General features: G+C 66.3%; 24 protein-coding genes and 1 pseudogene. 9 read left to right on the forward strand and 16 right to left on the reverse strand.

Annotated features, from left to right (window positions below):
- Positions 1-162: 162 nt before the first annotated feature.
- The 7 genes and pseudogenes from WJ542_RS12405 to WJ542_RS12435 all read right to left on the reverse strand — a co-directional run bounded on the left by WJ542_RS12405 (position 163) and on the right by WJ542_RS12435 (position 9,168).
- Positions 163-2,085 (reverse strand): PrkA family serine protein kinase, encoded by a 1,923-nt coding sequence (locus tag WJ542_RS12405; RefSeq protein WP_411189574.1) that lies wholly within the window; start codon positions 2,083-2,085, stop codon positions 163-165.
- Between the two features lie 510 nt (positions 2,086-2,595).
- On the reverse strand, positions 2,596-3,357 hold the full coding sequence (locus tag WJ542_RS12410) for a 2-keto-4-pentenoate hydratase (RefSeq protein ID WP_411189575.1): 762 nt from the start codon (positions 3,355-3,357) through the stop codon (positions 2,596-2,598).
- Positions 3,358-3,717: 360 nt separating this feature from the next.
- Entirely contained in the window at positions 3,718-5,535 is a 1,818-nt protein-coding gene (locus WJ542_RS12415; protein WP_411189576.1) for a methyl-accepting chemotaxis protein, read from the reverse strand.
- A gap of 215 nt (positions 5,536-5,750) precedes the next feature.
- Positions 5,751-6,791 carry a LacI family DNA-binding transcriptional regulator gene (locus WJ542_RS12420; RefSeq protein ID WP_411189577.1) on the reverse strand — a complete coding sequence of 347 codons (1,041 nt, stop codon included), beginning with the start codon at positions 6,789-6,791 and terminating at the stop codon, positions 5,751-5,753.
- A 235-nt stretch (positions 6,792-7,026) separates the two neighbouring features.
- Positions 7,027-7,344 (reverse strand): annotated as a pseudogene (locus WJ542_RS12425) (ATP-binding cassette domain-containing protein); the annotation flags it as partial.
- Between the two features lie 268 nt (positions 7,345-7,612).
- Positions 7,613-8,590: a magnesium/cobalt transporter CorA gene (corA, locus tag WJ542_RS12430; RefSeq protein WP_411189578.1), complete on the reverse strand. Its 978-nt coding sequence runs from the start codon at positions 8,588-8,590 to the stop codon at positions 7,613-7,615.
- A gap of 128 nt (positions 8,591-8,718) precedes the next feature.
- Complete coding sequence (locus WJ542_RS12435) at positions 8,719-9,168, reverse strand: hypothetical protein (protein WP_411189579.1); 450 nt, start codon at positions 9,166-9,168, stop codon at positions 8,719-8,721.
- Positions 9,169-9,364: 196 nt separating this feature from the next.
- On the opposite strand from WJ542_RS12435, the gene cydX reads away from it, so the two are divergent.
- On the forward strand, positions 9,365-9,523 hold the full coding sequence (gene cydX, locus WJ542_RS12440) for a cytochrome bd-I oxidase subunit CydX (protein ID WP_411189580.1): 159 nt from the start codon (positions 9,365-9,367) through the stop codon (positions 9,521-9,523).
- Entirely contained in the window at positions 9,520-10,113 is a 594-nt protein-coding gene (locus WJ542_RS12445) for a P-loop nucleotide/nucleoside kinase family protein (protein WP_411189581.1), read from the forward strand. The genes cydX and WJ542_RS12445 overlap by 4 nt, the downstream gene beginning before the upstream one ends.
- Positions 10,114-10,191: 78 nt before the next feature.
- On the opposite strand, the gene WJ542_RS12450 is transcribed toward WJ542_RS12445, so the two are convergent.
- Together WJ542_RS12450 and WJ542_RS12455 are read right to left on the reverse strand one after the other, a co-directional pair.
- Positions 10,192-11,304: a saccharopine dehydrogenase family protein gene (locus WJ542_RS12450; RefSeq protein WP_411189582.1), complete on the reverse strand. Its 1,113-nt coding sequence runs from the start codon at positions 11,302-11,304 to the stop codon at positions 10,192-10,194.
- A 201-nt stretch (positions 11,305-11,505) separates the two neighbouring features.
- The gene (locus WJ542_RS12455) at positions 11,506-11,970 is read right to left on the reverse strand and encodes an Lrp/AsnC family transcriptional regulator (protein WP_411189583.1); all 465 of its coding nucleotides are present in this window, start codon (positions 11,968-11,970) and stop codon (positions 11,506-11,508) included.
- Between the two features lie 264 nt (positions 11,971-12,234).
- Here WJ542_RS12455 and WJ542_RS12460 point away from each other — a divergent pair, with 264 nt between their 5' ends.
- Both WJ542_RS12460 and WJ542_RS12465 read left to right on the forward strand, forming a co-directional pair.
- Positions 12,235-12,765 (forward strand): Spy/CpxP family protein refolding chaperone, encoded by a 531-nt coding sequence (locus WJ542_RS12460; protein WP_411189584.1) that lies wholly within the window; start codon positions 12,235-12,237, stop codon positions 12,763-12,765.
- A 105-nt stretch (positions 12,766-12,870) separates the two neighbouring features.
- Complete coding sequence (locus WJ542_RS12465; RefSeq protein WP_411189585.1) at positions 12,871-13,305, forward strand: PGDYG domain-containing protein; 435 nt, start codon at positions 12,871-12,873, stop codon at positions 13,303-13,305.
- Between the two features lie 61 nt (positions 13,306-13,366).
- On the opposite strand, the gene WJ542_RS12470 is transcribed toward WJ542_RS12465, so the two are convergent.
- The 6 genes from WJ542_RS12470 to WJ542_RS12495 form a co-directional block, all read right to left on the reverse strand.
- Positions 13,367-13,732: a DUF3022 domain-containing protein gene (locus WJ542_RS12470; RefSeq protein WP_411189586.1), complete on the reverse strand. Its 366-nt coding sequence runs from the start codon at positions 13,730-13,732 to the stop codon at positions 13,367-13,369.
- Positions 13,733-13,789: 57 nt separating this feature from the next.
- Entirely contained in the window at positions 13,790-14,599 is an 810-nt protein-coding gene (locus WJ542_RS12475; protein ID WP_411189587.1) for a YhfC family intramembrane metalloprotease, read from the reverse strand.
- A gap of 127 nt (positions 14,600-14,726) precedes the next feature.
- On the reverse strand, positions 14,727-15,788 hold the full coding sequence (locus WJ542_RS12480) for a LacI family DNA-binding transcriptional regulator (RefSeq protein ID WP_411189588.1): 1,062 nt from the start codon (positions 15,786-15,788) through the stop codon (positions 14,727-14,729).
- Entirely contained in the window at positions 15,785-16,750 is a 966-nt protein-coding gene (locus tag WJ542_RS12485) for an NAD(P)-dependent oxidoreductase (protein WP_411189589.1), read from the reverse strand. Before WJ542_RS12485 ends, WJ542_RS12480 begins: the two co-directional genes overlap by 4 nt.
- A gap of 27 nt (positions 16,751-16,777) precedes the next feature.
- Complete coding sequence (locus WJ542_RS12490; RefSeq protein WP_411189590.1) at positions 16,778-17,764, reverse strand: sugar kinase; 987 nt, start codon at positions 17,762-17,764, stop codon at positions 16,778-16,780.
- Positions 17,765-17,930: 166 nt separating this feature from the next.
- Positions 17,931-18,857, reverse strand: coding sequence for a LysR substrate-binding domain-containing protein (locus WJ542_RS12495; RefSeq protein WP_411189591.1), 927 nt, complete (start codon positions 18,855-18,857; stop codon positions 17,931-17,933).
- A 124-nt stretch (positions 18,858-18,981) separates the two neighbouring features.
- On the opposite strand from WJ542_RS12495, the gene WJ542_RS12500 reads away from it, so the two are divergent.
- The 5 genes from WJ542_RS12500 to WJ542_RS12520 all read left to right on the forward strand — a co-directional run bounded on the left by WJ542_RS12500 (position 18,982) and on the right by WJ542_RS12520 (position 23,837).
- The gene (locus WJ542_RS12500; protein ID WP_411189592.1) at positions 18,982-20,055 is read left to right on the forward strand and encodes a YeiH family protein; all 1,074 of its coding nucleotides are present in this window, start codon (positions 18,982-18,984) and stop codon (positions 20,053-20,055) included.
- 109 nt (positions 20,056-20,164) lie between these two features.
- Positions 20,165-20,902: a glutathione S-transferase gene (locus tag WJ542_RS12505; RefSeq protein ID WP_411189593.1), complete on the forward strand. Its 738-nt coding sequence runs from the start codon at positions 20,165-20,167 to the stop codon at positions 20,900-20,902.
- A 134-nt stretch (positions 20,903-21,036) separates the two neighbouring features.
- Positions 21,037-22,782 carry a ClcB-like voltage-gated chloride channel protein gene (locus WJ542_RS12510; RefSeq protein ID WP_411190543.1) on the forward strand — a complete coding sequence of 582 codons (1,746 nt, stop codon included), beginning with the start codon at positions 21,037-21,039 and terminating at the stop codon, positions 22,780-22,782.
- A gap of 390 nt (positions 22,783-23,172) precedes the next feature.
- Positions 23,173-23,433, forward strand: a complete 261-nt coding sequence (locus WJ542_RS12515; protein WP_411189594.1) for a hypothetical protein — start codon at positions 23,173-23,175, stop codon at positions 23,431-23,433.
- A 173-nt stretch (positions 23,434-23,606) separates the two neighbouring features.
- A complete protein-coding gene (locus WJ542_RS12520; protein WP_411189595.1) occupies positions 23,607-23,837 on the forward strand; it encodes a DUF2795 domain-containing protein in 231 nt (76 codons plus the stop codon).
- Positions 23,838-23,857: 20 nt separating this feature from the next.
- Here the strand turns inward: WJ542_RS12520 and WJ542_RS12525 are convergent, their stop codons facing one another.
- Positions 23,858-24,475: a TetR/AcrR family transcriptional regulator gene (locus tag WJ542_RS12525; protein WP_411189596.1), complete on the reverse strand. Its 618-nt coding sequence runs from the start codon at positions 24,473-24,475 to the stop codon at positions 23,858-23,860.
- Between the last annotated feature and the right edge of the window lie 89 nt (positions 24,476-24,564).

A 24,564-nucleotide genomic window follows, 5' to 3' on the forward strand; every position in this document is an offset into this window, starting at 1 on the left:
AATGGGCGAGGCGCCTGGCCGCGCTGCTATGCGGCCATGTTAGCGGCGCCGGCCGTCTTCTTCGCGCTTACGGCCATGCGGTCCGCGCCCCACCGGGAGTCCGTGCGCGCCGCCGCCTTGCTGCGGGAGCGGCGGCGCGAGCGGACGGTAACGCCTCGTCGATCATGACGACTTGCGCACGCGCAGGTACCAGTCGCACAGCAAACGCACCTGCTTCGGCGTGTAGCCCTTCGCGACCATGCGGTTGACGAAGTCTTCGTGCTTGCGCTGTTCTTCCGCCGACCCTTTCGCATTGAACGAGATGACCGGCAAAAGTTCTTCCGTATTCGAGAACATCTTCTTTTCGATCACCACGCGCAGTTTCTCGTAGCTGATCCACGCCGGGTTCTTGCCGGCGTTGGCCGCGCGTGCGCGCAGCACGAAATTGACGATCTCGTTGCGGAAGTCCTTGGGGTTGCTGATGCCCGCGGGCTTCTCGATCTTCTCCAGCTCGGCGTTGAGCGCCGCGCGATCGAAGCTTTCGCCCGTATCGTGGTCGCGGAACTCCTGGTCCTGAATCCAGAAGTCGGCGTACGTGACGTAGCGGTCGAAAATGTTCTGCCCATACTCCGAATAGGATTCGAGGTAAGCGGTCTGAATCTCCTTGCCGATGAACTCGGCATAACGCGACGCGAGAACGTCCTTCACGAAGGACAGATACTTCTGCTCGGTTTCCGGCGGGAACTGCTCGCGCTCGATCTGTTGTTCGAGCACGTACATCAGGTGCACCGGGTTCGCGGCTACTTCGGTCGAATCGAAGTTGAACACGCGCGAGAGAATCTTGAACGCGAAGCGCGTGGAGACCCCGTTCATGCCTTCGTCGACGCCGGCGAAATCACGGTACTCCTGATACGACTTCGCCTTCGGATCGGTGTCCTTGAGATTCTCGCCGTCGTAGACCTGCATCTTCGAAAAGAGGCTCGAATTCTCCGGCTCCTGCAGGCGCGTGAGCACGGACATCTGCGCCATCATCTTGAGCGTGCCGGGCGCGCACACGGCGTCGGCCAGCGACGAGTTGCGCAGCAGCTTCTCGTAGATCTTCATCTCTTCCGAATAGCGCAGGCAGTAAGGCACCTTCACCACGAAAATCCGGTCGAGCAGCGCCTCGTTGTTGCGGTTGTTGCGGAACGCCTTCCACTCCGACTCGTTCGAGTGCGCGAGGATGATGCCGTTGAACGGGATCGCGCCGAATCCTTCGGTGCCCTTGAAATTGCCTTCCTGGGTCGCCGTGAGCAGCGGGTGCAGCACCTTGATCGGCGCCTTGAACATTTCGACGAATTCGAGCAGGCCCTGGTTCGCGAGGCACAGGCCGCCGGAATAGCTGTAGGCGTCGGCGTCGTCCTGCGCGTACTGTTCGAGCTTGCGGATATCGACCTTGCCGACGAGCGACGAGATGTCCTGATTGTTCTCGTCGCCAGGCTCGGTCTTCGCGATGCCGATCTGACGCAGGATCGAAGGATAGCGGCGCACCACGCGGAACTTCCGGATGTCGCCGTTGTATTCGTGCAGGCGCTTGACGGCCCACGGGCTCAGGATGCTGCGCAGGTAGCGGCGCGGAATGCCATATTGCTCTTCGAGAATCGGGCCGTCTTCGTCGTAGTCGAAGAGGCCGAGCGGCGATTCGTTCACGGGCGATCCCTTGATCGCATAGAACGGCACGCGCTCCATGAGCTGCTTCAGACGTTCGGCGATGGAGGACTTGCCGCCGCCCACCGGTCCGAGCAGGTAGAGAATCTGCTTCTTTTCTTCAAGCCCCTGCGCCGCATGGCGGAAGTACGCGACCACCTGCTCGATCACGTCCTCCATGCCATAGAATTCGCGAAATGCGGGATATACCTTGATGACCTTGTTCGCGAAGATACGCGACAGGCGCGGGTCGTTTCTTGTATCGATCTGTTCGGGTTCGCCGATTGCAGCCAGCATGCGTTCGCCAGCCGTGGCATACGCACTGGGATCTTCCTTGCAGAGCGCGAGATACTCCTCAAGCGAGAATTCTTCCTCTCGCGTTTTTTCGAAGCGGTTCGCGAAGCTGCTGTAGATATCCATGCTACCTCCTCGCTAGATCTGCGACCGATGTCGTGCGCGGCGCGCTCATCGGAAACGACATCGCTCGAATTCATCCTAAACCCTTTTGGTTTTTTTTTCACACAGAAATCGCACCAGATGCGGGGCGGCGAATTCCGGCTTGGAGCCCGGTCAGGTCCGTCTTACAATGATCTTCCCGACCTTTGCAAAATCCGGACCGGCAACGCGTCCGGTCAGCGAGACCGGCAGCAGGCGCGCAATGCCCTGCTCTCCGGACTGTTGTCCGTGCACATCACCCTCTATTTTTTTCCATTCTTGCGTGTCGAACCTGCCGGCGTTAGCACGGTGCCACGCATTGCGTGACAAGTCGTGGCGACCTTGCGCGCCCCTCCCGGCAGTAGTGGCTTCGCCCTGCGCGAGCTGGCAAAAATGACAGCTCGCGTCAGCAGGCCAAGCATCCCGCGCGCATGAAAAAAAGCCGCCGCGCAGAGCGCCGACGGCTTCAGGTTCAACATCGCGGTCTTCGCGTTCTCAGACGAACTCGATCTCCACTTCGCCAATCCCGTCGATGTGGCCATGCAGCAGGCCGGGCCGGTCGATGCGATGTGCGCCGACATAGGTGCCCGTGGTCACGGTCCATGCGGGTTCGATCGTAATGCCCATGGCCGCGCAATGGTTGACGAACCACACGAGCAGTTCGCGCGGATCGCCGGCCGGATTGCCGGGCGCTTCGGGCACGAGCGACTCGCCGTCGAACGACAGTTCGAGCTCGGGTGCAACGAAGTCCAATGCGCGAGCGAGCGTGGCATAGGGTTGGGCATGACCGGTCACGAGCGCGCCGTTGTTCTGCGCGTCGGCGAGTTGCGCGAGCGGCGCGACGTTGGGCCACTCGGCGTAGCGGCTGTCGACGACCTCGATGGCCGGCAGGATCTGTCCGACCCGCGCGAGCACCTCGTCGCGCGCGTAGGCTTCGCCGCGCGGCGCGATCGGCTCGGCAAAACGGAACGCGATCTCCAGTTCCACCAGCACGCGGAAAAACGCCTGGCGTTCGAGGCGCACGGGCGAGGCGTACACGAGCGGAGCCGGGATCGGTGCGCCCGAAGCGGGAGCGCCGGGCGCCTTCGCGCCGATCTTCCAGCCGCCCGTCACGGTGCCGAGGCCCGCGATCACGGCCTGCTGGATCGCATAGGCCGTGGCCGCGTCGGGCGGCAGGCGCTCGGGCGCCACCGTTTCGATCATTTGATGCTGGCGGCGCGCATTCACGAGGCGCTGCGCGAGATCGTCATGCGTCATGTCTGGGTCCTCTTGCGCTGTCTCGCGAGGCCGGGGTGCCGGCGCGGCGGACGGTCGTTGCGGATCGTTGGGGGTTCCAGGTCGTTTTGCGTACGGGCTCTCTACGGGACCGCGCGTCGAAAGCGCCGGCGAACTCGGGCATGGCGCGCGCCGGAAAAGATTTCGCCTGCCGACGCACAAGCGCGCAGTGTACCCCGGCGCACTCGCCGCGTTCGTGACACCGTCCATCAATTTACCGTAACCGCAAGCGCGCACCGTGTGCGTCACCCCTTATGGAACGAAAAACGCCGCTGCGGGCGCAGCGGCGTGCAGTAGCATTTCACAAGTCGAGCCCGGTTGCCGCCCTGGCGCTCCGGGTTTCTAGAAAGTCTCCCAATCGCCGTCGCTGCCGGCAGTGACCGGCGTTCCCGTCGCCGCCGGCGCCACGGCGGCCGAGGCGGCGCGCACCGCGGGCCGCACGGGCCGTTCAGCCAGGCGCGCCGCGGGTTTCGATACGGCGGAAGCCGCGGGAAGCGTCGGGCGCGCCGGCGCGGCGGCTACGATCTGGACAGCCGGTCTCCGCACGGCCGTCGCCGCAGGTGCCGCGCTGCGGGCCGCAGCCGGCTTCGCCGGCGCGCCGAAGCCGGCGCCGTGGCCCGCTTCGTCGAGACTGAACACGGCGACGGCCGCGCGCAGCCGGCTCGCCTGGTCTTCGAGCGACTGCGCGGCGGCCGCGGCCTCCTCGACGAGCGCGGCGTTCTGCTGCGTCACCTCGTCCATCTGGGTCACGGCGCGCGCCACCTGGTCGATGCCGCTCGACTGCTCCTGCGAGGCGGCCGCGATCTCGCCCATGATGTCGGTCACGCGCTGCACGGCCGCGATGATCTCGCCCATCGTGCGGCCGGCCTCGTCCACGAGCGCCGAGCCGGTCTGCACGCGCTCGACCGAGGTGTCGATGAGTGCCTTGATCTCCTTGGCCGCCGCCGACGAGCGCTGCGCGAGGCTGCGCACCTCGCCCGCGACCACGGCGAAGCCGCGCCCCTCCTCGCCCGCGCGCGCCGCTTCCACGGCCGCGTTCAGCGCGAGGATGTTGGTCTGGAAAGCAATGCCTTCGATGATCGTGATGATTTCGGCGATCTTCGCCGAGCTCTGGTTGATGTCGCCCATCGTGCCCACCACCTGGCTCACGACGCTATTGCCCTTGTTGGCGATTTCGGAGGCGTTGGCCGCGAGCGCGCTGGCCTGGCGGGCGTTGTCGGCGTTCTGTTTCACGGTGCCCGTGAGCTGCTCCATGCTCGAGGCGGTCTCCTGCAGCGCCGAAGCCTGTTCCTCGGTCCGCGACGAGAGGTCGATGTTGCCTGCCGCGATCTGGCGCGTCGCGGTGGCGATCGATTCGGTGCCCTCGCGCACGCTGCGCACCGTGTCGATCAGGCTACGCTGCATCTTCGAGACGCCGCCCAGCAGATCGCCCATTTCGTCGCGCCGGCCCACGGTCACGGAGCGCCGCAGGTCGCCGCCGGCAATCGCCTCGAAATGGCCGAGCGCCTCGGCCAGCGGCTCGCCAATCGCACGGCGCAGCGCGAAGAACGAGAACGCCGCCGCGCCAATGCCCACGATCAGCGCCACGACGCTCGCGATGCGCAGTTCCTGATGCGCCGCATGGGCGTCCTCGTAGCCCTGCTGCGCCTGCGTGCTCTGCAGCTTGTCGAGCTCCTCGTCGGCCCTGGCAAGGTCGTCGTAGGCGGCCTGAAGGCCTTTCGCGCCCGCGACGAGTTTGCCCGGGTCGCCGCCCGAGATGATCGCCGCGAACGCATCCGCGGCCTGGTGCAGCGTGTCGCGCCGCGCGCTCACCTCCTGCGCGAGCCGGTCTTCCTCCGCGTCGCGCGGGAGGGCGAGATACTTTTTCCACCAGTCGTCGGAAATACCGCGCATCATGCGCGCGCGCTCCAGCGTAGGGGCGACTTCGGGCGTGCCGATCTCGAAGCCCGCGCGGTCGAGCACGAGTCGCTCGCGCGCGGCGTAAAGCTCGGCCATGTTGATGGCACGGGCGCTCGGCATCTGATTGGCGTAGGTGTCGAGGTACGCTTCGTTGGCCCGTCTGAGGCCCAGCAGCCCCAGTACGCTGATGACGGCGACGAGCGTCGCCAGAAATATCATCGTCAGACCGATGCGCGCCTTGATACTGATGCCCTTGTTCATGACCCTCCCCGTGCATACCGTGATGGCGGATGCTTGATCGCCAATATTCGAGCCCATGCTCTAGATATCGTTTACGGCAAACGTTTGAGGGGACTTGAAAAAAGTAAATGGTCTGAGGATAACGCCCTGGCTCGCGAGGAAAAATTACAAAATGCCGACGCAGGGGACTCCGGCATCGAGGGCATCCGACTGCCGGGGCCCCGGGGCGAACGGCTTCAGGCCGCCAGCGACGGCACGGTCGCCGTGCCGCTCGGTGGCGCAGTGGACTCGCGGGCAATCAGCCGTGGCGCCATGACGCGGCGGCGTCCCGGGCCCGGCTGCGCCAGCGCCCCGCCGGCGATCCGCTCGATCAGCGTAAGCGCGGCGAGCTCGCCCAGCGCCCGCACCGACTGGCCGACGGTCGAGAGCGTGGGCCAGGTGAAGTGGCCGAACTGAATGTCGTCGAAACCGATGATCGAGCAGTCGCCGGGTACCGAAAGGCCGCGCTCGGCGGCGGCGCGCAATGCCCCGATGCCCATCATGTCGTTGCACGCGAAGATCGCCGTCGGCCGCGCACCGTCGAGCAGACGGGCCGCCGCGCGATAGCCGCCGGTGCCCGAGAAGTCGCTCTCGACGATCGCGCCCGGCGAGACCTCGATGCCCCGCTCGGCCATCGCGCGCAAAAAGCCGTGCACGCGCATCGCGCTCACGGCCGTCGTCACCGGGCCCGTAATGCAGCCGATGCGCGAATGCCCAAGCTCGATCAGGTGGCGCGTTGCGAGCCACGCCCCGCGCTCGTGATCGATCTGCACGAGATCGGCGGTAAGCCCCTCGATATTGCGGTCCACCACCACGAGCGGCTCGCGCGCATGGGCGAGCGTGCTGGCAAGCACGGCGTCGTCGCCCGCCGAAGCAACGATCAGCCCGTCGATGCGCTTTTCCTGCAGCACGCGCAGGTAGTTGCGTTGCTTGTCCGGGTCGTCGTCCGAATTGCAGAAGAACACGCAATAGCCCTTCTTCGCGCAACCGTCCTCGACCCCGCGCGCGAGCTCCGCGAAATACGGGTTCGTGCCGTTTGGCACGAGCAGCCCGACGGTCGCCGTCGCGCGCGCCTTGAGCGAACGCGCCACGGCCGAAGGCACGTAGTCCAGTTCGCGGATCGCGCGCTCCACCTTGGCCCGCACGTCGGCCGACACAGGCCGCGAATTGTTGACTACATGCGACACCGTCGTGAACGACACCCCCGCCACGGCGGCCACATCCTTGATCGTCGCCATTTTTTCTGTTGCTCCTGCCTGGTTCACAGCTAGTTGCAGCCGCTTTGCGTTCCTGCGCCCGTGTTGCGGCGACGAGCGCCGCAATGCGGCTAAGACCCTCGGCGGCCCGCCCCCGAGCGGACCGCTTCCTCTCAATTCATTGTTATGTCCTGCGCCTGCTTTTGCGGCTGCGGTACGTGTCGAGCCGCGGATTCGCCGCCCGGTTGCCCGCGCAACGGTCGATTCGTCATGGTGTTACCGAAAGCGTGGGCAGCAGGTTCAGCGCCTGCATCACCATGCGCACGCCCAGCGCCTCGGCCTCGCGGCGGCTCGCGGGGGCATAGGGACGGCCCGGCAGGGTCATGCTGCCCGTACTCGGGGACGTGAGGCCGCCAATGATCTTCGAAAGCGTGCTCTTGCCCGCGCCGTTCTCGCCCGTCAGCGCCAATACCTCGCCCGCATGGAGGGCGAGGCTGACGTCGGCGAGCACCGGCTGCTCATAGGTTTTGCCGACGCCCGTCACCGCGAACACCTCGTGGGCGGCGGGAATCACGTCGGGGGCACTTGCATCCATCACGATCCTGTAGTCGCGAGCCTCGCCGCGCGTGGCAAGGTCCGGCAGGCGGCGCGGCGCCCGCTGTCTGCCGGGACCGCGCCGCCGGCATGCGCGGCGTCCGTGTGGCGCAACGAAATCGCAGGGCCAGGCCTCACCCGCCCGGCGGGTCGATTCGCTGCCATCACCTTACGAATAACGGCCGTCCGGCGCGTTTCTTGAGCGCCTGCTTCATTGCGCGCCCGGGCGAGCTTCCCGCCGTGCCGGCGGCGCTGCGCCCACCGCGTGCTCAGAGCCAGCCCGCGCGGCGGAACAGGAAATACAGCATCACGTCGATGGCCGCCATGACGCCGAGGCAGACCGGGTAGCCGTAGCGGTAATGTAGCTCCGGAATCTCCTGGAAATTCATTCCGTAGATACCCGCAATCATCGTCGGCACGGCGAAGAGCGCGGCGAACGAGCCGAGGCGCTTGGTCACCTCGCTTTCCGCGAGCGAGATCATGCCGAGATTCACCTGGATCGCGGTGACGATCATTTCGCGGCGCGCGTCGACGAGGTTGGAGACGCGCACGAGATGGTCGTAGACGTCGCGGTAGTACGCCTGCATGCCCGCGCAGATCGGCGGAATACGCCCGCCCACGAGCTTGCCCACGGCTTCCACGAGCGGCGAAACGTGATGCTGGAGGATCACGAGACGGCGCTTGAGCGAGTAGAGATCCTCGATAATGCTGCGCGAGGCGGCGACACCGTTCTTCTCGAAGATGCGGTCCTCCAGTTCCTCGATCTCGCCCGAGAGCGCGTCCAGCACCGGCATGTAGCGGTCCACCACGCTGTCGATGAGCGCATAGACCACGAAACCCGCGCCCTCCCTGAGCAGTTCCGGCTCGCGCTCGCAGCGTGCGCGCACGTCCTGGAAGCCTTGCTGCGTGCGATGGCGGACCGAAAGCACGAAATTCTGCCCGGCGAACACGTTGACCTGGCCCATGACCAGCTCGCCGTCCTCGCCTGCCTCGATGGTGTGGAACACGGCGAACAGCGTGTCGCCATACTCCTCGATCTTGGGCCGCTGGTTGCCGTTCATGACGTCTTCGATCGCGAGCGCGTGCAGGTCGAACTCCTCCTTCATCGCGTCCATCTCGCCGGCGTCGGGATCCTTGAGGGCAACCCAGACGAAGCATTCGGTGCGGACGAGATAGTCGCTGACGTCTTTCAGCGGGATATCGCCCAGTTTTCTGCCGCCCTCGTAGGCGGCGCAGTTGATCAGCATGTCGTATTCGTCCTGACGGCGGCGTTCGTTGTGGCGCGGCGCTCAGGCGCCACGCTCCTGCGCCGGATTGACCTCTGGGCGACCGCCGGGGTTCCCCCGCACACGGCATGCCGCAAAGCGCGCAGGTGCTACTGTGCCACCCGGCGGATCAGAATGCGGTGATCCTTGCCAAACGCGACACTCGCGCGGTTCGTGTAGCGGGGATCGACCGCGAAGCGAATCTCCACCAGGGGATCGAACTGGGTGCTCACGCCGATCCGGTGAACCCCAGGACTCAGGTAGAACACCACATGCTCGCCGTTCATCAGGTCCGTGACACGCTGGCCGTCGACGTAGACGGGCGCGTCGCGGAACCGGACGATCACGTTGCTGGTGCGCTCGCGCCGCACGTCCACCGCCACGAGCCCGACGCCAGGCTGCGTGTACGCCGGCAGCAGGATGCGCTCGACGGGAACGGCCTTGAACGGCATGGGCGGCTCGGGTGTTTCGGCGCAGCCGCCGAGCGCCGCGAAAACAAGCGTGACACCGGCGGCAAGCGCGGGCACTCTGGACCAGGCATGGAACGCACGCGACGGCATGGAAGCTTCCCCTGTTTGTGTCGTTGTGGCTTTGGCTTGACCTGGCTTTGATTCGCTACGTCTTCAATGCATGCTGCATTGCAGCGACCTCGCCCATGCCGCCGCTTTCATGCATGGTATATGCTTCGAGTGGCTGATGGCAGCCGTCCGCGGTTCCTCATGACGGTTTTGCTCTCGCCAACAGGAGACGAAAACGATGTGGTACTTCTCGTGGATCCTCGGCATCGGCGTGGCGCTTGGTTTCGGCATCATCAATGCGATGTGGCTCGACGCCAACAGCAAGCTTACGAGCGAACTCAAAAACGGCCCCCATGACGACGCAGCGGCCGGCGAGGCCCCGATCCGCGGCACGTGACACGGCTCGCCTTCTTCTGCGGGCACGCGGGCACCGGCAAAACCACGCTCGCGAAACGCCTGATCGGTCCGCTTCGCCACGCCACTGGCGAGCCATTCTGCCTGCTCGACAAGGACACGTTGTACGGCCGCACCGGCGCTGCCGCCATGACGGCGCTCACCGGCAACCCCAACGACCGCGACAGCCCTCTTTTCCTGCAGCATCTGCGCGACCCGGAGTACCTGGGGCTCGTCGATACCGCGCGTGAAAACCTCGAACTCGGCGTAAGCGTGCTCGCCGTGGGCCCGCTTTCGCGCGAGATCCGCGAACGGCGTCTGTTCGACCGCGCGTGGCTAGGTATCGCGCCTGACGTGGCGCTGACGGTAATCTGGGTGCAAATCGGAGAGGAAACGGCGAGGCGCCGCATCGTCGCACGCGCGCATCCGGGCGACGCCTACAAGCTCGCGCATTGGGACGACTACCGGCAGCGCCGTTTCGTGCCATCGGCTGCGCAGCTCGAAGGTGTCGTCGTGTTCGACAACACCGCCCCCGCCGAAGCCGACTTCGACGCCTTGCTCCAGCACCTGGCAAAAGAAACGCCGCCGGCCTGACACCGACGGCGCGCACGGCCCTCTTCGTTTATCTCGTGTTTTCCTGGCGGGTTCGCCGCCCGGCTGCATCAGGCGACATCAGGCCGCGGCGGCCTGCGCAAGCGTGCGCGCATCGAGCGCCGCGCCCTCGTACACCTGCCCGAAACGGTTGGAGAGGAACTGCTCCAGCGACACCTGCTCCTGGCGCACGAAGCCCTTTTGCGGCAACTGCTTTTCGCGGAACATGTCGAGCACCGCGCACATCGCGCCCGCCGTGGTGATCTGGATCGCGCTCATCGGCACGCCACACACGGTCTTCGCGAAGATCTTGCGCGTGAACACCTCCTGCACGAGCTGGCCGTCGCGCATGCCGGTCACGGTCATGAAGATCAGCACGACATCCTGCTCGGTGGCCGGCACGGCGCGGCGCAGGATGGACTTGAGCGTGTCGCGGTCGGTGGCGAGGCGCAGGTCTTCCAGCAGGAACTGCACGAGTTCGCGATGGCCCGGATAGCGCACCGACTTGTAATCGAGCGACTCGACCCGGCCCGCGAGCGTTTCGCACAGCGTGCCCAGACCGCCCGACGTATTGAACGCCTCGTACTCCACGCCGTCGAGCGAAAAATGCTCTAGACCCTCGAGCGGCTGGACCCATTGCGCGCGCCCGTCGCGGATCGCTTCGCAGGGCTGGCAATACTCGTTGATGAGCCCGTCCACGCTCCACGTGAGGTTGTACTTGAGCGCATTGGTGGGGAACTGCGGCAGCGCGCCCACGCGCATCTTGACCTCGCGGATCTCGCTGAAGCGGCTCGCAAGCGCATGCGCGACAATGCCGATGAAGCCGGGAGCGAGGCCGCATTGCGGCATGAAGACGTGGTCGGCGCCCTCAGCGAGCGTGCGGATGGCGTGGGTGGCGCGCACGTCCTCGGTAAGGTCGAAATAATGCACGCCCGCGCCCTTCGCCGCCGACGCGACATTCACCGCAAGGTAGTACGGCAGCGCATTGACGAGCACGTCGAAGCCGGACAGCGCACCGCGCAGCGCGGCGGCGTCCGCCGAGTCCACGCGCTCGACGGGAATGCCGTTGGCGGCGAGCTTTTCGAGCGCCCGGGCATCGCGGTCGAACGCGACCACCTCGTAATCCCCGGTCTCGCGCAGCATGTGAGCAATGGTGTGGCCGATCAGGCCGGCGCCTGCAATCGCGACTTTCATCTTGCATCTCCTTGATCTTATGGTCCGGAGGGCCGGCGGCGCCCTTTGCATAAAGTCTAGGGGGGTGCAAAAACGGTTGATAGACACAAAATGCTGCGTTCCGACCATCAATTTCGACGATTCGACGATCTGGTTCGTCATTTCGTCGAAACCGGCTCCCGGCGCGCCCATCGTGCGTGGCGACGGCTCTGACCCAATGCCCTATCCCATGACCGAACCGCGGTCGATCTTGCGAGCGAGAACAATGGAGGTCGTGGTGCGCTCTACGCCCGGCATGCCGCCGATCTGGTCGAGCAGGTCATTGAGACGATCGGGCGTTTCGGCGCGTACCCATGCGACGTAGTCGTACTCGCCGCTCACCGCGCAGAGGAGCTGCACCTCCGGCATGCGGCCAAGGCGTTTTTGCACGTCGGGACCATGCCGGGGAGCGATGATGAGGCCTACCCACGCCTGCAGGCTCGCGTCGAGCACGTCCTGGCCAAGCCGCACGCCATACCCGGCAATCACCTGCGAGCGCTCGAGCCGCGCGATGCGCGCGAGCACCGTCGTGCGCGCCACGCCCAGCCGGCGCGCGAGGTTCGCGACGCTCTCGCGCGCATTCTCCTGCAGCAGCGCGACGAGGTTGCGGTCGAGGTCGTCGAGTTGGTCGAGGCGCGGGGGTCTCATCGATGAAATGTCTCTCGTGTTCGAACAATGGCATGATTATCGCCCGCGGCGGGACCCCGCCGGCATCCGTAACGAGACGTGCAACGCGCAGCGAACGCCGTACCGCGCCGTTTGTTTCGGCGTATTCCGGACGGTTTCGGCGCGTTTCACTTGTAAGCAGTTGTCGCACAACAGCCGCAATGCAGCGTTAACGTGGTACTAATATCGGCTGCAACCGATACGGCACTGCGCCCTACTCGCTACGAAACGATCCAAGGAGCAACAATGAAGAAAGCTTTCGTCGTCCTTGCTGCCGCGCTCTCGATGAGCGGCGCCTTCGCGCAAACCGCCGCCTCGTCGGCCACACCGTCCTCGGCAGCCGTCGAGGCGCGCGCCGCGCAGCACGAGCAACGCATCGAGGACCGCATCGACTACCTGCACTCGGCGCTGAAAATCACGCCCGAGCAGGAGCCGCTGTGGAAGACCTTCGCCGACCAGATGCGCGCTAACGGCTCGACCATGGCCGATCTCTACAAGCAGCGCGTGGAAGGCGAAAACACGCGTAACGCGCTCGACGACATGAAGCAGTACGCACAGATCACGCAAGCCCACGCGGACGACATGCAGAAGCTCGTGACGGCATTCGAGCCGCTCTACAACAGCTTCTCGGCCGACCAGAAGACGCTTGCCGACAAGACCTTCCGCCACGGCGCACCGGCCGGCGGCAAGGGCCCGGTCCATCCGAAGCACAAGAGCAAGCCGAAGGCCGCGCCGGCCAGCGACGCCGCAGCGGCCAGCGCGCCGGCAGCAAACTAAGGCGTGCATCGCGGCTAGAATCGAGGTACGCTCTTCGACCGCGCGACGGCCGGGCACCCTTGCCCGGCCGTCGTTGCTTGCGCAACCCGATTCACGAAAGAGCCCATGATTGAACTGACCCAACTCGACCTGAGCGGCGACGCCGCCGCCCGGCGCGTCGTCAAGGACGAAACCGTCGCCGTCGCGTTTGCCGCAGAACCCGGCGAACTCATGAGCCTCGAAGGTCCCAACCGCTATGCGCGCGGCGACGCGATCGTCACCGGCGCAACCGGCGAGCGCTGGGTGGTCTCGCGCGAGCGCTTCGACGCGAAGTACTTCCCCGCTAACGCCGCTCTGGTGCACGGCGAGCCCGGCGACTACCGCAACCGCCCTGCCGTCGTGCTGGCAAAACACATGAACGAGCCATTCACGATCCGGCGCTCGGACGGCGGCGACCGTCTTGCCGGCGCGGCCGGCGACTGGGTCATGCAGTACGCGCCCGGCGACTACGGCGTCGTGAAAGCCGAGCGTTTCGCCAAGGTCTATCGCTTTACCGACTGAAGGCCGCTTGAGGGTGGCCGTTGGATGCGCCCTGGGGAAGCGCCCGGGTACCGCCAGCGTTTCAGGCAAACTCTTCGTCCAGCTCCAGCGTCACTTCGCGCGACACGCTCTCGCCTTTGGCATGCTGCTCTTCGAGCGAGCCTATCGTCGCCTCCACATAAGCCCTCAGTACCGCAAAGCTGCGCGCGCGCTGGCGCGCAGGCAAGGCGCGATAGCGCGCGAGCGCCGCGGGCGCGATCGCAATCGTGAGGGTCATGCGGCGGGCCACCGAAGCGAAACGCATCGCTACCCAGTGCACGGTCAAGAGCGGCGCGCCATGGTCGGCGGCCTGCTCGGCAAAGCGCGTCTGCTCGGGGAACAGGTCGGCGATCACACGGGCGAGTTCCTCGAAGTCGGGGCTCGCGCATTCGAACAGATAGGCTTCCATCGATGCCAGTAAAAGAACGGGAAAAAGCAGGATAAAAACGCGTAAGCCGAATCCGGCTTACGCCATGGACGCCGCCACGCGCTTCGAACGGCACACGCGCCACAACACGATGGCGACAGCGATCGCGAGCACCGCATAAGTGCCGTCCACCACCAGCAGCGCAAGCATGCGTGCCTGATACATCGCAGCCGGCATATCGATCAGCGCGTGAACCACGATGGTCAACGGCAGGATACCCCGCCACCCGGCCCGCACGCCGCGCCACATGAGTACGGAAAAACCGATCTGGAACACGAACGCCGCCGTGCGTTCGACGGCGAACACGCCCGCGAACATCGGAGAAAGATTCGCGAGGATCAGGTGCACGCGCAGCACGGCGTCCATCGTGAGATTGCCGAGATGCTCGTCGAGCTCGCCGCGATTGGCCAGCACCGCGAAAACGATCCACTGCAGTTGCACGAGCACGCCGACGAGCCAGGCCTCCGCACCGCCATGACCGATGCCATAAGCAAGGCCCGTGCTGTCCGCCGGCGCCGTGGCCGCGCGGTTCGTGCGGCGCGCGAGCATCCGCATCGCGATGTAGCGCCCCACCTCCTCGCAGACGCCCGCCACGAACGCCCCGTACACGACGAAGACGACCGGATCGGCCAGCCACTGCGCGGTCGCGGGATTGTCGTGCAGCACATAGCCGTTGAGCCCGCGCTCGATCACCGTTGCGAACAGCGCGAACACCGCAATGCCCGAGATCGTGTCGCGCCAGTCGAGCGCGTACGGCCGGGAGAGCCGCCGATAAAGCAGCACGGGCAAGGCGGCGACGAAGAGCGTCGCCAGCGCGAGGCACAGCAAGGTGATCGGGGCTACGGTCATGGAGATCCTGATGACGTCCGGCGCGCGCCACTCGCACGCCGCAGCCCGAATGATCGCAGATAACGGTAGGGGCGCGTAGCCTCGCGCGGCGGGCGCGACGCAAACGATCCCGCCGGGAGTCTTGCCGCTACGCCCTCATGCCGCGCGTGGACTCGCGCACCACGAGCTCGCCTTCGAACACGGCGGCACGCGTCGCGGCCGCCGTGCCCTCGATGCGCTCGTGCAGGAACTCCACGGCGCGATAGCCGATCTCGCGCGTGGGTTGACGGATCGTCGTGATGCCGGCGAGTTCGGCCCAGTCGGGATCGTCGATCGCGACGAGCGCGACGTGCTGCTGCCATTGCGGGCCGAGCCGTGCCTTCAGATGCAGCGCGACACGCAATGCCACGGGCGCATTTGCCGCGAAGAGCGCGCAACGCGCCCCGCGCCGGGCGGCTTCGTCGAGGTCAGCGTCAAGCGCGGCGAGAGCCGCGTCGGCGCCGGCGGCATCGTGAAGATCGAGCACGCGGGTCGTACCGCGCACCCCTTGCGCACCACCGACCGAACTGCCCACCGCCTCGCGAAACGCCGCCACGCGCTCGCGCCGCGAGCTCACGTGCTCGAACGGCTGCACGACGAACACGATCTCGTCGTAACCCTGTTCGAGCAGATGCCCGACGCCAAGACGCGCCGCCGCCGCGTTGTCGAGCCCGACCACGTCGGCATCGAGCCCGTCCACGGTCCGGTCGATCAGGACCGCCGGAATGCCGCCGTTGCCCACGGGCTTGAGCATCGCCTCGCGCACGCCGAGCGCGTTGACGATCACGCCCTCCACGCGATACGTCGTAAGGAGCTGCAGATAGCGCTGCTCCATGTCCGCTTCGTTCGCCGCGTGGCAGATGAGCGGCATGTAGCCGAGCGCATGACACGCCGCTTCCACGCCTTGCAGCACCTCGACCGAATACGGATTCGCGAGATCGGCGAGCAACAGGCCGATCAGGCGATTGCGCCCGCGCTTGAGACCGCGCGCCATCTGGTTCGGCCGGTAGTCGAGCCGTTCGATCGCAGCCTCGATGCGCGCGCGCAGATCCGGCGAGAGCACCGCGTGCTCGCCGTTCAGATAGCGCGAAATGCTGGTCTTGCCGGTACCCGCTTCGCGAGCGACGTCGCTGATGGTCGCGCGCCGCGCGGCCGTATCCGGGCCGCTCATCGCGTCAGCACCTCGCGGTTGACGATGTTGCGATCGAGCGTGCCCGCGAGCGCGGCGACGAGGTTCTCGGCGGCGCAGCGCGCCATGGCGTGACGCGTCTCGTGCGTGGCCGAGCCGATGTGCGGCAGCGCCACGACGTTGGGTATGCGCAAAAGCGGCGACGCCGGGTCGAGCGGCTCCTGCTCGAATACGTCGAGACCCGCACCGTGGATCGTGCCCGCTTCGAGCGCGGCGATGAGCGCCGCTTCGTCCACGGTCGCGCCGCGCGAAGCGTTGATGAAAATCGCGCCGGGCTTCATCTTCGCGAGTTGCGCCGCGCCGATCAGGCGACGCGTCTCGGGCGTGAGCGGCACCTGCAGGCAGACGAAGTCCGAGGCCCCGAGCAGTTCGTCGAGCCCGACACGGCGCGCGCCATAGTCGCGTTCCGCCGCCGGATTCGGGCTACGGTTCGTGTACAGCACCTTCATGTCGAAGCCGAGCGCCGCACGCCGCGCCACCGCGCCGCCAATGCGCCCGAGCCCCACGATGCCGAGCGTCTTGCCCTGCACTTCCACGCCGTATTGCGCGGGGCCGACGCTCGATTTCCACTGGCCCGCCTTGACCCAGTCGGCCAGCTCCACGACGCGGCGCGCGCTCGCGAGTATGAGCGCGAATACGGTGTCGGCCGTCGATTCGGTCAGCACGTCGGGCGTATGCGCGAGCACGATGCCGCGCCGCGTGAGATCGGCCACGTCGAACTGGTCATAGCCGACCGAGATCGTCGAGAGCGCACGCACGCGCGAGCCTTCGAGCATCGCCGGCGTGATCTTCACGCTTGCGCCGATCGCGCCGTCGGCATCGGCGAGCGCTTTGACGAGAGCGCCCGGTGTATCGGAATCCACGAAGACGACCTGCGCGTGCTCGCGCAGATAGTCGGTCACGTCGGCAGGCAAAGTCTTGTAGGCAACAATAGTCGGTGTCATGTTGGTCATTTCCCTATCGCTTTTGCTTCACGCCGCGCCTGCGGACGCGATGGCGGCCGATGCGTCCTGCGCTTCGAGCGCGTCGAGTTGCGCGCGTCGCGGCAGCCCTTCCGAATCGCCGATCACCTGCACGGCGAGCGCGCCAATACGGTTGCCGCGCGCGACAGCCTGCGCCAGCGGGCGGCCCTCCAGCAGCGCGCTGATCACTCCCACCGCGAAGCCGTCGCCGGCACCCACCGTGTCCACCACGCGCGCCACCGGCTGGGCCTTCACGAGGCCGTGCGCGCCTTCCGACGTGCGGTACCAGGCGCCCTGCGCGCCGAGCTTCACGACCACGCCACGCGCCCCGCGCGCCAGGTAGAAGCGCGCGATGGTGTCCGGATCGTCGGAACCCGTCAGCACGCGCCCCTCGCTCACGCCCGGCAGTACCCAATCCGCGTAGGCCGCCAGCTCGTTGAGCGTGCTCGTCATTTCCTCGCGCGTGTTCCAGAGCGTGGGACGCAGATTCGGATCGAAGGTGATCGTGCGGCCGGCCGCGCGCATCTCGCGGGCGAGCTTGAATGCCAGCTCGCGCGACGTCGACGAGATCGCGGGCGCCACGCCGCTCAGGTGCAGATGCCGTGCGCCCAGCACGTAGTCACGCTGGAAATCGTAAGGCGAAAGCCGGCTCGCGGCCGACCCGCGGCGGAAATACTCGACAGCCGGATCGCTGCCGTCGTCGTTCTTCGACTTCAGTTGAAAGCCGGTGGGAAAACGCGTATCGACGCTCACACAGCGTGCGTTAATGCCCTCTTCTTCGAGAACGTCGCGCACGAACTGGCCAAACGAATCGGCCCCCACGCGGCTCACCCAGCCCACCCTGAAGCCGAGCCGCGCGAGACCGGTTGCGACGTTCAGTTCCGCGCCCGCTGCGCGCTTCGTGAAGTGCGAGACCTGCGCGAGCGGGCCTGCCTCGGCGGCAACGAACATCGCCATCGCTTCGCCGTAGGTGACGACGTCGAGAGAATCGGCCATGAAAGGTTTTCCTGATCTTGATGCGGGATGAAAACGAGGCGCCTTTCTTTTGGAACCGGTTCCATTTCCGGCCTCAAAAAAAGCGCCTGCGCGCCCTATTAGTCTGAGCATAGTGCGCCGCCCGGCACCGCCACGCCATTCTGGTTAGCCCTGGGCCTGCAGTCCATCACGCGTCCTGCTCGCCGGGCGGCCCGGCAAAACACTCGTCGAGAAAACGTTGCGCCACGCGCGAAGCGGCCCCGGCATGAGGAACGAGAATCGAAAAGCGCCGCGCGAGCGGCTCCGGCCCAAGCGGGATCTGGCATAGCGCGCCGTCTTCGTGTCGCATCGACATGGCGGAAACGAAGCCGATGCCCATGCCCGCGCGCACGGCCTCCTTTACTCCCTCGACCCCGGCGATCTCGAGCGCGATGCGCATTGGCACGGCCGCGCGCGCGAACGCGCGCTCGACGATCTGGCGCACGCCCGAACCCTCTTCGCGCAGGACGAGCGGGTATTCGCCCAGTGCGGCAAGCGCGATGCGCCCCCCGTCCTGCCCGGCGGCCCGGTCGAGCATCCGCCGGACGAGCGGATGCGTGCGCGGCGCGATCGCCACGATCTCGTCCTCGTGCCACGGCTTGACGACGGTGTCGGCCGGCAATGGCTCGCCGACCGGCCCTTCGATCAACGCGATGTCGAACGCGCCCAGCATGCCGACGACATCGGACGTGTTGCCGCTCGCGGTTTCGATCCTGACATCGGGATAGCGCCGATGAAACGCCGCCATCAGATACGGCAACAGATAGCTCGCGGGCGTCGTGCTCGCGCCGATGCGCAGCGTGCCGCGCTCCAGGCCGCGCAGCGCGTCGCGAAACGCGTAGGCTTCGCGCCAGGTGTCGCGCAGGCGTGCGGCATAGGCGGCGAGTTGCTCGCCCGTCGGCGTGAGGCGCACGCCGCGGCCGTCGCGCTGATAAAGCGCCTCGCCGAACTCCTCTTGCAACAGACGCAACTGGCCCGATACCGCGGGTTGCGAGAGATGCAGCGTCTCGGCCGCCCGGCTGATGTTGCGGTGATCGGCAACGGCGGCAAAAGTTATCAGTTGCTCCGGGGTCATGGCGATTAAATATCGGATTGGCTTATATTTTACTTCGCAAATCACGATTTTTCATATCGATATATCTAAATTAGGATTGGCGCACTCGTTCGTTACCCGTTCGCTACCCGATACAGAGCCGATCATGCCTGCCACATCGTCAACGACCCTTGCGCATCGGCCTTTGTCCACTCGCGGCCAGCTCAACGGCGTGCTGTTCGTCGCGTTGTTCGCCGCCGCCGTCACGCGGCTGGCCGCCCTGCCCGCCATTGCCAATCTGGGCCTGAGCCCGCTGATCGTCGGCATCGTCGGCGGCGCGATCTACGGCAACGCATTGCGCGATGGCATGCCCGAAAGCTGGGCCGCCGGCGTCAACTTCTCGGCGCGCAAGCTGCTGCGCATCGCCGTCGCGTTCTTCGGCCTGCGCGTGAGCCTGCAGGAGATCGCCCAGGTGGGCTTGCCGGGACTCGTCGAGTCGGTCGTGATCGTCGTCAGCACGCTCGTCGTCGGCACCTGGGCCGGCATGAAGATCATGAAGCTCGACCGCGACACGGCACTCCTCACCGCCGCCGGCAGTGCGATCTGCGGCGCGGCCGCCGTGCTCGCCTTCGAGTCGGCGCTGCAGTCGAAGCCGCACAAGAGCGCCATGGCCGTGGGCAGCGTCGTGCTGTTCGGCACGCTCTCGATGTTCCTCTACCCGGTGCTCTATCGCGCGGGCTGGCTCCATCTCGACACCCTCGGGGCCGGTCTCTTCTTCGGCGGCACGATCCACGAGGTCGCGCAGGTCGTGGGCGCGGCGAGCAACGTGAGCCCCGAAGCCACGCACATCGCCACCATCGTCAAGATGACCCGCGTGATGCTGCTCGTGCCGGTGCTGCTCGTGATCGGCCTGTGGGTCAACCGGTCGGCGCGCGGCGCGCATGGCGCGCACCATGGCGAAGGCGCCCGCAAGCTGGCGGTGCCGTGGTTCGCACTCGGCTTTCTCGCGTGCGTGGTCGCGAATTCGCTGCACATGCTGCCGGCTGCGGTCACGCACACGGTCAACGGGCTCGACACCTTCGCGCTGACCATGGCGATGACGGCGCTCGGCATCGAGACGCGCGTTTCGCAGATCCGCCAGGCCGGGCCGCGCGCCCTGACCACCGGATTCATTCTTTATGTCTGGCTGATTGGCGGCGGCCTTGCGATCACCTGGGGGGTGGAACGCCTCTTTGCTTGATCCCGGAAGTACGTCCTGGCACGTCTCGCACGGGCGCGCGCCATGCGAGCGATACTGTCGAGCGCGGCCCGGTCCGCGGGCCGGGCGCGTCATGGCAAAGGGGCAACCGATGGCATACGAACTGTATTACTGGGACGGCCTGCAGGGCCGGGGCGAATTCGTGCGGCTCGCGCTGGAAGAGGCGCAGGTCGAATACGTGGATGTGGCACGCGGCACGAAAGCGGAAGGGTACGGCATCGGCGCGATGATGGCGACGCTCGATAGCCGCACGGTGCCGTATCCGCCGTTCGCGCCGCCGTTTCTGAAGGACGGCGACCTGATCGTGCCGCAAACGGCGAACATCCTGTTCTATCTCGGGCCGAAGCTCGGGCTCGCGCCGCGAGACGAAGGACTGCGATACGTCGCGAACGGCCTGCAGCTCACGATCGCCGATCTCGTGACCGAGGTGCACGACACGCATCACCCGATCGCAAGCGGCCTCTACTACGAGGATCAGAAGGCCGAAGCGAAGCGGCGCACCGCCGACTTCCTCGCACACCGCATGCCGAAATTTCTCGGCTACTTCGAGCGCGTGCTCGCGCAGAATCCGGCCGGGCCGAAGCATCTGGTCGGCAAAACGCTCACCTACGTCGATCTCTCGATCTTCCAGATCGTCGAGGGGCTGCGCTACGCGTTTCCCAAGGCAACGAAGCATCTGGGCGGCCACTTCCCGCATGTCGTGGCGTTGCACGACGCGGTGGCCGTGCGCCCGAACATCGCGGCCTATCTCGACTCGCCGCGCCGCCTCGCGCTCAACGAAACCGGCATCTTCCGGCATTACCCGGAACTCGACCACGCCGCGCGCTGACCCGCGAGCACGCCGGACACCCGGCGCGCATCCCGCTCCCCCCCGCTGCCCCACCCGCAGCGCCGCTTTTTCTCGCCGCGCGCAATGCTATGCTTGCGCACGGCGACGCTCCCCCTAACAACGACCTGCCCGCTGTGCTGTCATTCCTGCTGAAACTGCGCACCCGCGCCCGCGATCTCTTCCGTCTGTCAGACGCTCACACGATGCTCGTGTGGGCGGTCATCGTCGGCATGGCGGGCGCGTGTGCGACCGTCTTGTTCCGCAAAGGCATCGCCCTGTTGCAGATCGTGTTTTCCGGCAGCCACGGCAGCCTCGTGGAGATGGCCCGGAATCTGCCCTGGCATACGCGCCTCTGGCTGCCGGCCGCGGGCGGCTTCGTCGCTGGCTGCCTGCTGCTCGTCGCGAGGCGCAAGACGCCCGGCGACGGCAACCATCCCATCCACACCGACTACGTCGAGGCCGTCGCGATCGGCAGCGGCGTGATGCCGGTCGGCAAAAGCCTCTGGCGCAGCCTCTCCTCGCTCTTCACGATCGCGAGCGGCGGCTCGATCGGCCGTGAAGGCCCGATGGTGCAACTCGCCGCGCTCGCGGCCTCGCTGATCGGCCGCTGGGTCCACTTCGATCCGCAACGCCTGCGCCTCCTCGTCGCATGCGGCGCGGCAGCCGGTATCACCTCCGCGTACAACGCGCCGATCGCCGGCGCCTTCTTCGTCACCGAAATCGTGCTCGGGTCGATCGCCATGGAGAGCTTCGGGCCGCTCGTCGTCTCCTCCGTCGTGGCGAACATCACCATGCGCGAATTCGCGGGCTACCGGCCGCCGTACGAAATGCCCGTGTTTCCGCCCGTGACGGGCCTCGAAGTCCTGCTCTTCGTTGCGCTCGGCCTGCTGTGCGGCCTGCTCGCGCCGCAGTTCCTGGGCCTGCTCGATGTCACGAAGTCGGGCTTCGCGCGCCTGAAGGTGCCGCTGCCGGTGAAGCTCGCGCTGGGCGGGCTCGTCTGCGGCATCCTTTCGGTCTGGACGCCCGAGGTCTGGGGCAACGGCTACAGCGTCGTCAACTCGGTCCTCCATTCGCCGTGGACCTGGACGGCGCTCGCCACCGTGCTCGTCTTCAAGCTCATCGCGACGGCCGCGACCGTCGGCTCGGGCGCGGTAGGCGGCGTGTTCACGCCGACGCTCTTCATGGGCGCCGTGCTCGGCTGTCTCTTCGGCCAGGGCATGCATGCGCTGTGGCCGCACGGCACGTCGGCGCCGTTCGCCTACGCGATGGTGGGGATGGGCGCGTTCCTCACGGGCGCGACCCAGGCCCCGCTGATGGCGATTCTCATGATCTTCGAGATGACGCTCAGCTACGAGGTCGTGCTGCCGCTCATGCTCTCGTGCGTGGTGGCGTACTTCGTCGCACGCGCGACGGGCAAGGCGTCGATGTACGAGATCACGCTGCATCGCAACCGTGAAGAAGAGGAACGCATGCGGCTGCGTGCAACGCAAATGCGCTCGCTGATCCAGCCCGCCAACACGGTCGTGGGCGTCAACGCCACCGTGCCCGAGATGACGCGCGTGTTCCTCGAATATCCGGTGAAATACCTTTATGTCACCGACGACGCGGGACGTTTCCTCGGCGCCGTGGCGCTTGCCGACATCACGTCGGACCTGCTGCAAAAGCGCGACACCGCGAACAAATGCGCGGCCGACTACGTGCAAATGCCCTTCCATGCGCTCACGCCCGACATGTCGCTCGCGGCCGGTCTGCAGCACTTCATGGCCTTTCGCGGCGAGCGGCTGCCGGTGATCGAGAGCGCGCAGCAGCCCACGCTTGCCGGCGTCGTCTACAAGACCTCGCTTCTCGACGCCTATCAGCGGCTCTCGCCCGATCGCTGACGCGCAGCTCCGATCAGGGACCGTTCAATCCGTGGGGCGCGAACAACTGGCTCAATGGCTATATGCAGGACCGCCCCTCCTGGCCCGTGGACCCGCTTCGACGGGCTGCGCGCGGGCGGCTGAAGCGGCGCTGCCGGAGCGTGTGCCGCTGCCCTGAAAACGCGCAGAAAAAATAGCACGCGCGTTCGAGACGCATAGGCCTATTTCCTGCCATTATGGATATATCGCATGCCTTCCCGCGCAGCCGCACGGCAGCAGCCGCCGCACCCGCGCGAAGCCGATGCGGCGCGCCGTTCCAGCGTGAGCGGCGCGGCTGCCGCGCAGCGCCCGTCCGGGCGCGGCACGGCGCTTGCTGCGGCCCCCCGGCCGCATGAGAGAGGAGGTCGAGCGATGAAAACCTCGACAGTGATGGCCACCGTGATGCTCTCGGCGTCCTGCTTCGCCGCACCGGCGCATACAGCACGGGAAACCTTGGCCGATTACGGCGGCGCCGCACCCCAACTGCGCCTCAACGACGCCCCGGTCGCCCCGCCTGCCCCCGATGTGCCCGTCCCCACGGTGAGCGACGCGCAGCACTGGCAATACATCACGCTGCCGAAGTCGCGACAGCTCGACAAAACGCTCACGCCGGAACTGCATCTCCAGACCTAGGCCTGAACCTGGATCTGGCGGACACGCAGCGGGAGCCTGCGCGAAGAATTGGCTATGCTGGCGTCGCGGCGCGCTGTCGTGCCGTGCCCCTGTCGTAACCGATCTAGCTGCTTTGCCGGCCGTCCGCCTGTCACTCCGGACCCGCGCCGGCCGCGGCGCAAAGGACGCACTGCATGCCTGCCACTCCCATTCCCGAAGAACCGATCGATCTGCAATTGACCGATGTGCTGCGCGAGGTTCGCTGGCCAGCCAACAAGGACAACCTCGTGGACGCCGCGCGCGACGCGGGCGCGAGCAACGAAGTGCTCGCGATTCTCGACGGCATGCCGGAACAGGACTACCACGACGTCGATTCGGTCACGCGGCTGATCGGCAGCAACTACAGCCCGGGGCTCGGCAACTGACGCCCGCCGTGCGGCGTGGCTCAGGCGTCGCGTCCGAACACCACGCGCGCAAAGAATTGGCTCAACACCGCCTCGACCACGCACGGTGTGACGTGTTGCGGATCGGCCGTGGAGAGAAACTGCACGCCGTCGCACAGCCCGATCAGACCGATCACGAGCAGATCGGGCTCGAGCGGCATCGGCGTGCCGGCGCGAGCCGAAAATTCCTTGATGTATTCGGCGAGATGGTCGCGCTTTTCCTTCAGGAACGCCGTAAAGCGGGCACGAAAGCGGGCGTCGCGCGCAGCCAGCAGCTTCGCCTCCACCCACAGCAGAAACGTCTTGTTCTCCTGCGCCATGCGGCTGTAGTAGGCCGTCACGCTCGCCTCCATCTCTTCGCGCGAGGTCTCGGTTTCGAAGATCGCGCGCAGGTCGGCCTGCATCGCCTCGTGATCGCGCCGCAGCAGTTCCACGAGCAGCTCGGCCTTGCTTCCGAAGTTCGAATAGAACGCCCCGCGCGTATAACCGGCCGCCAACGCGATGTCTTCCACGCTCGCGCCCACGAAGCCTTTTTTCGTGAAGATGGCGTGCGCCGCGTCGAGCAGGCGCTCGCGCGTCTGGTCACGGCTTTGTTCGCGGGTCAGTCGGATGCGGTTCATGGCGGGAGTCTAGCACTGAAACATTCCTCCAATTCAACTTTGGATTCAGATACATTACTGTATTAGAATCCAGTTCGTCATCTGCAGTC

It is taken from the genome of Paraburkholderia yinzeri (assembly GCF_046581065.1).
Classification (GTDB): domain Bacteria; phylum Pseudomonadota; class Gammaproteobacteria; order Burkholderiales; family Burkholderiaceae; genus Paraburkholderia.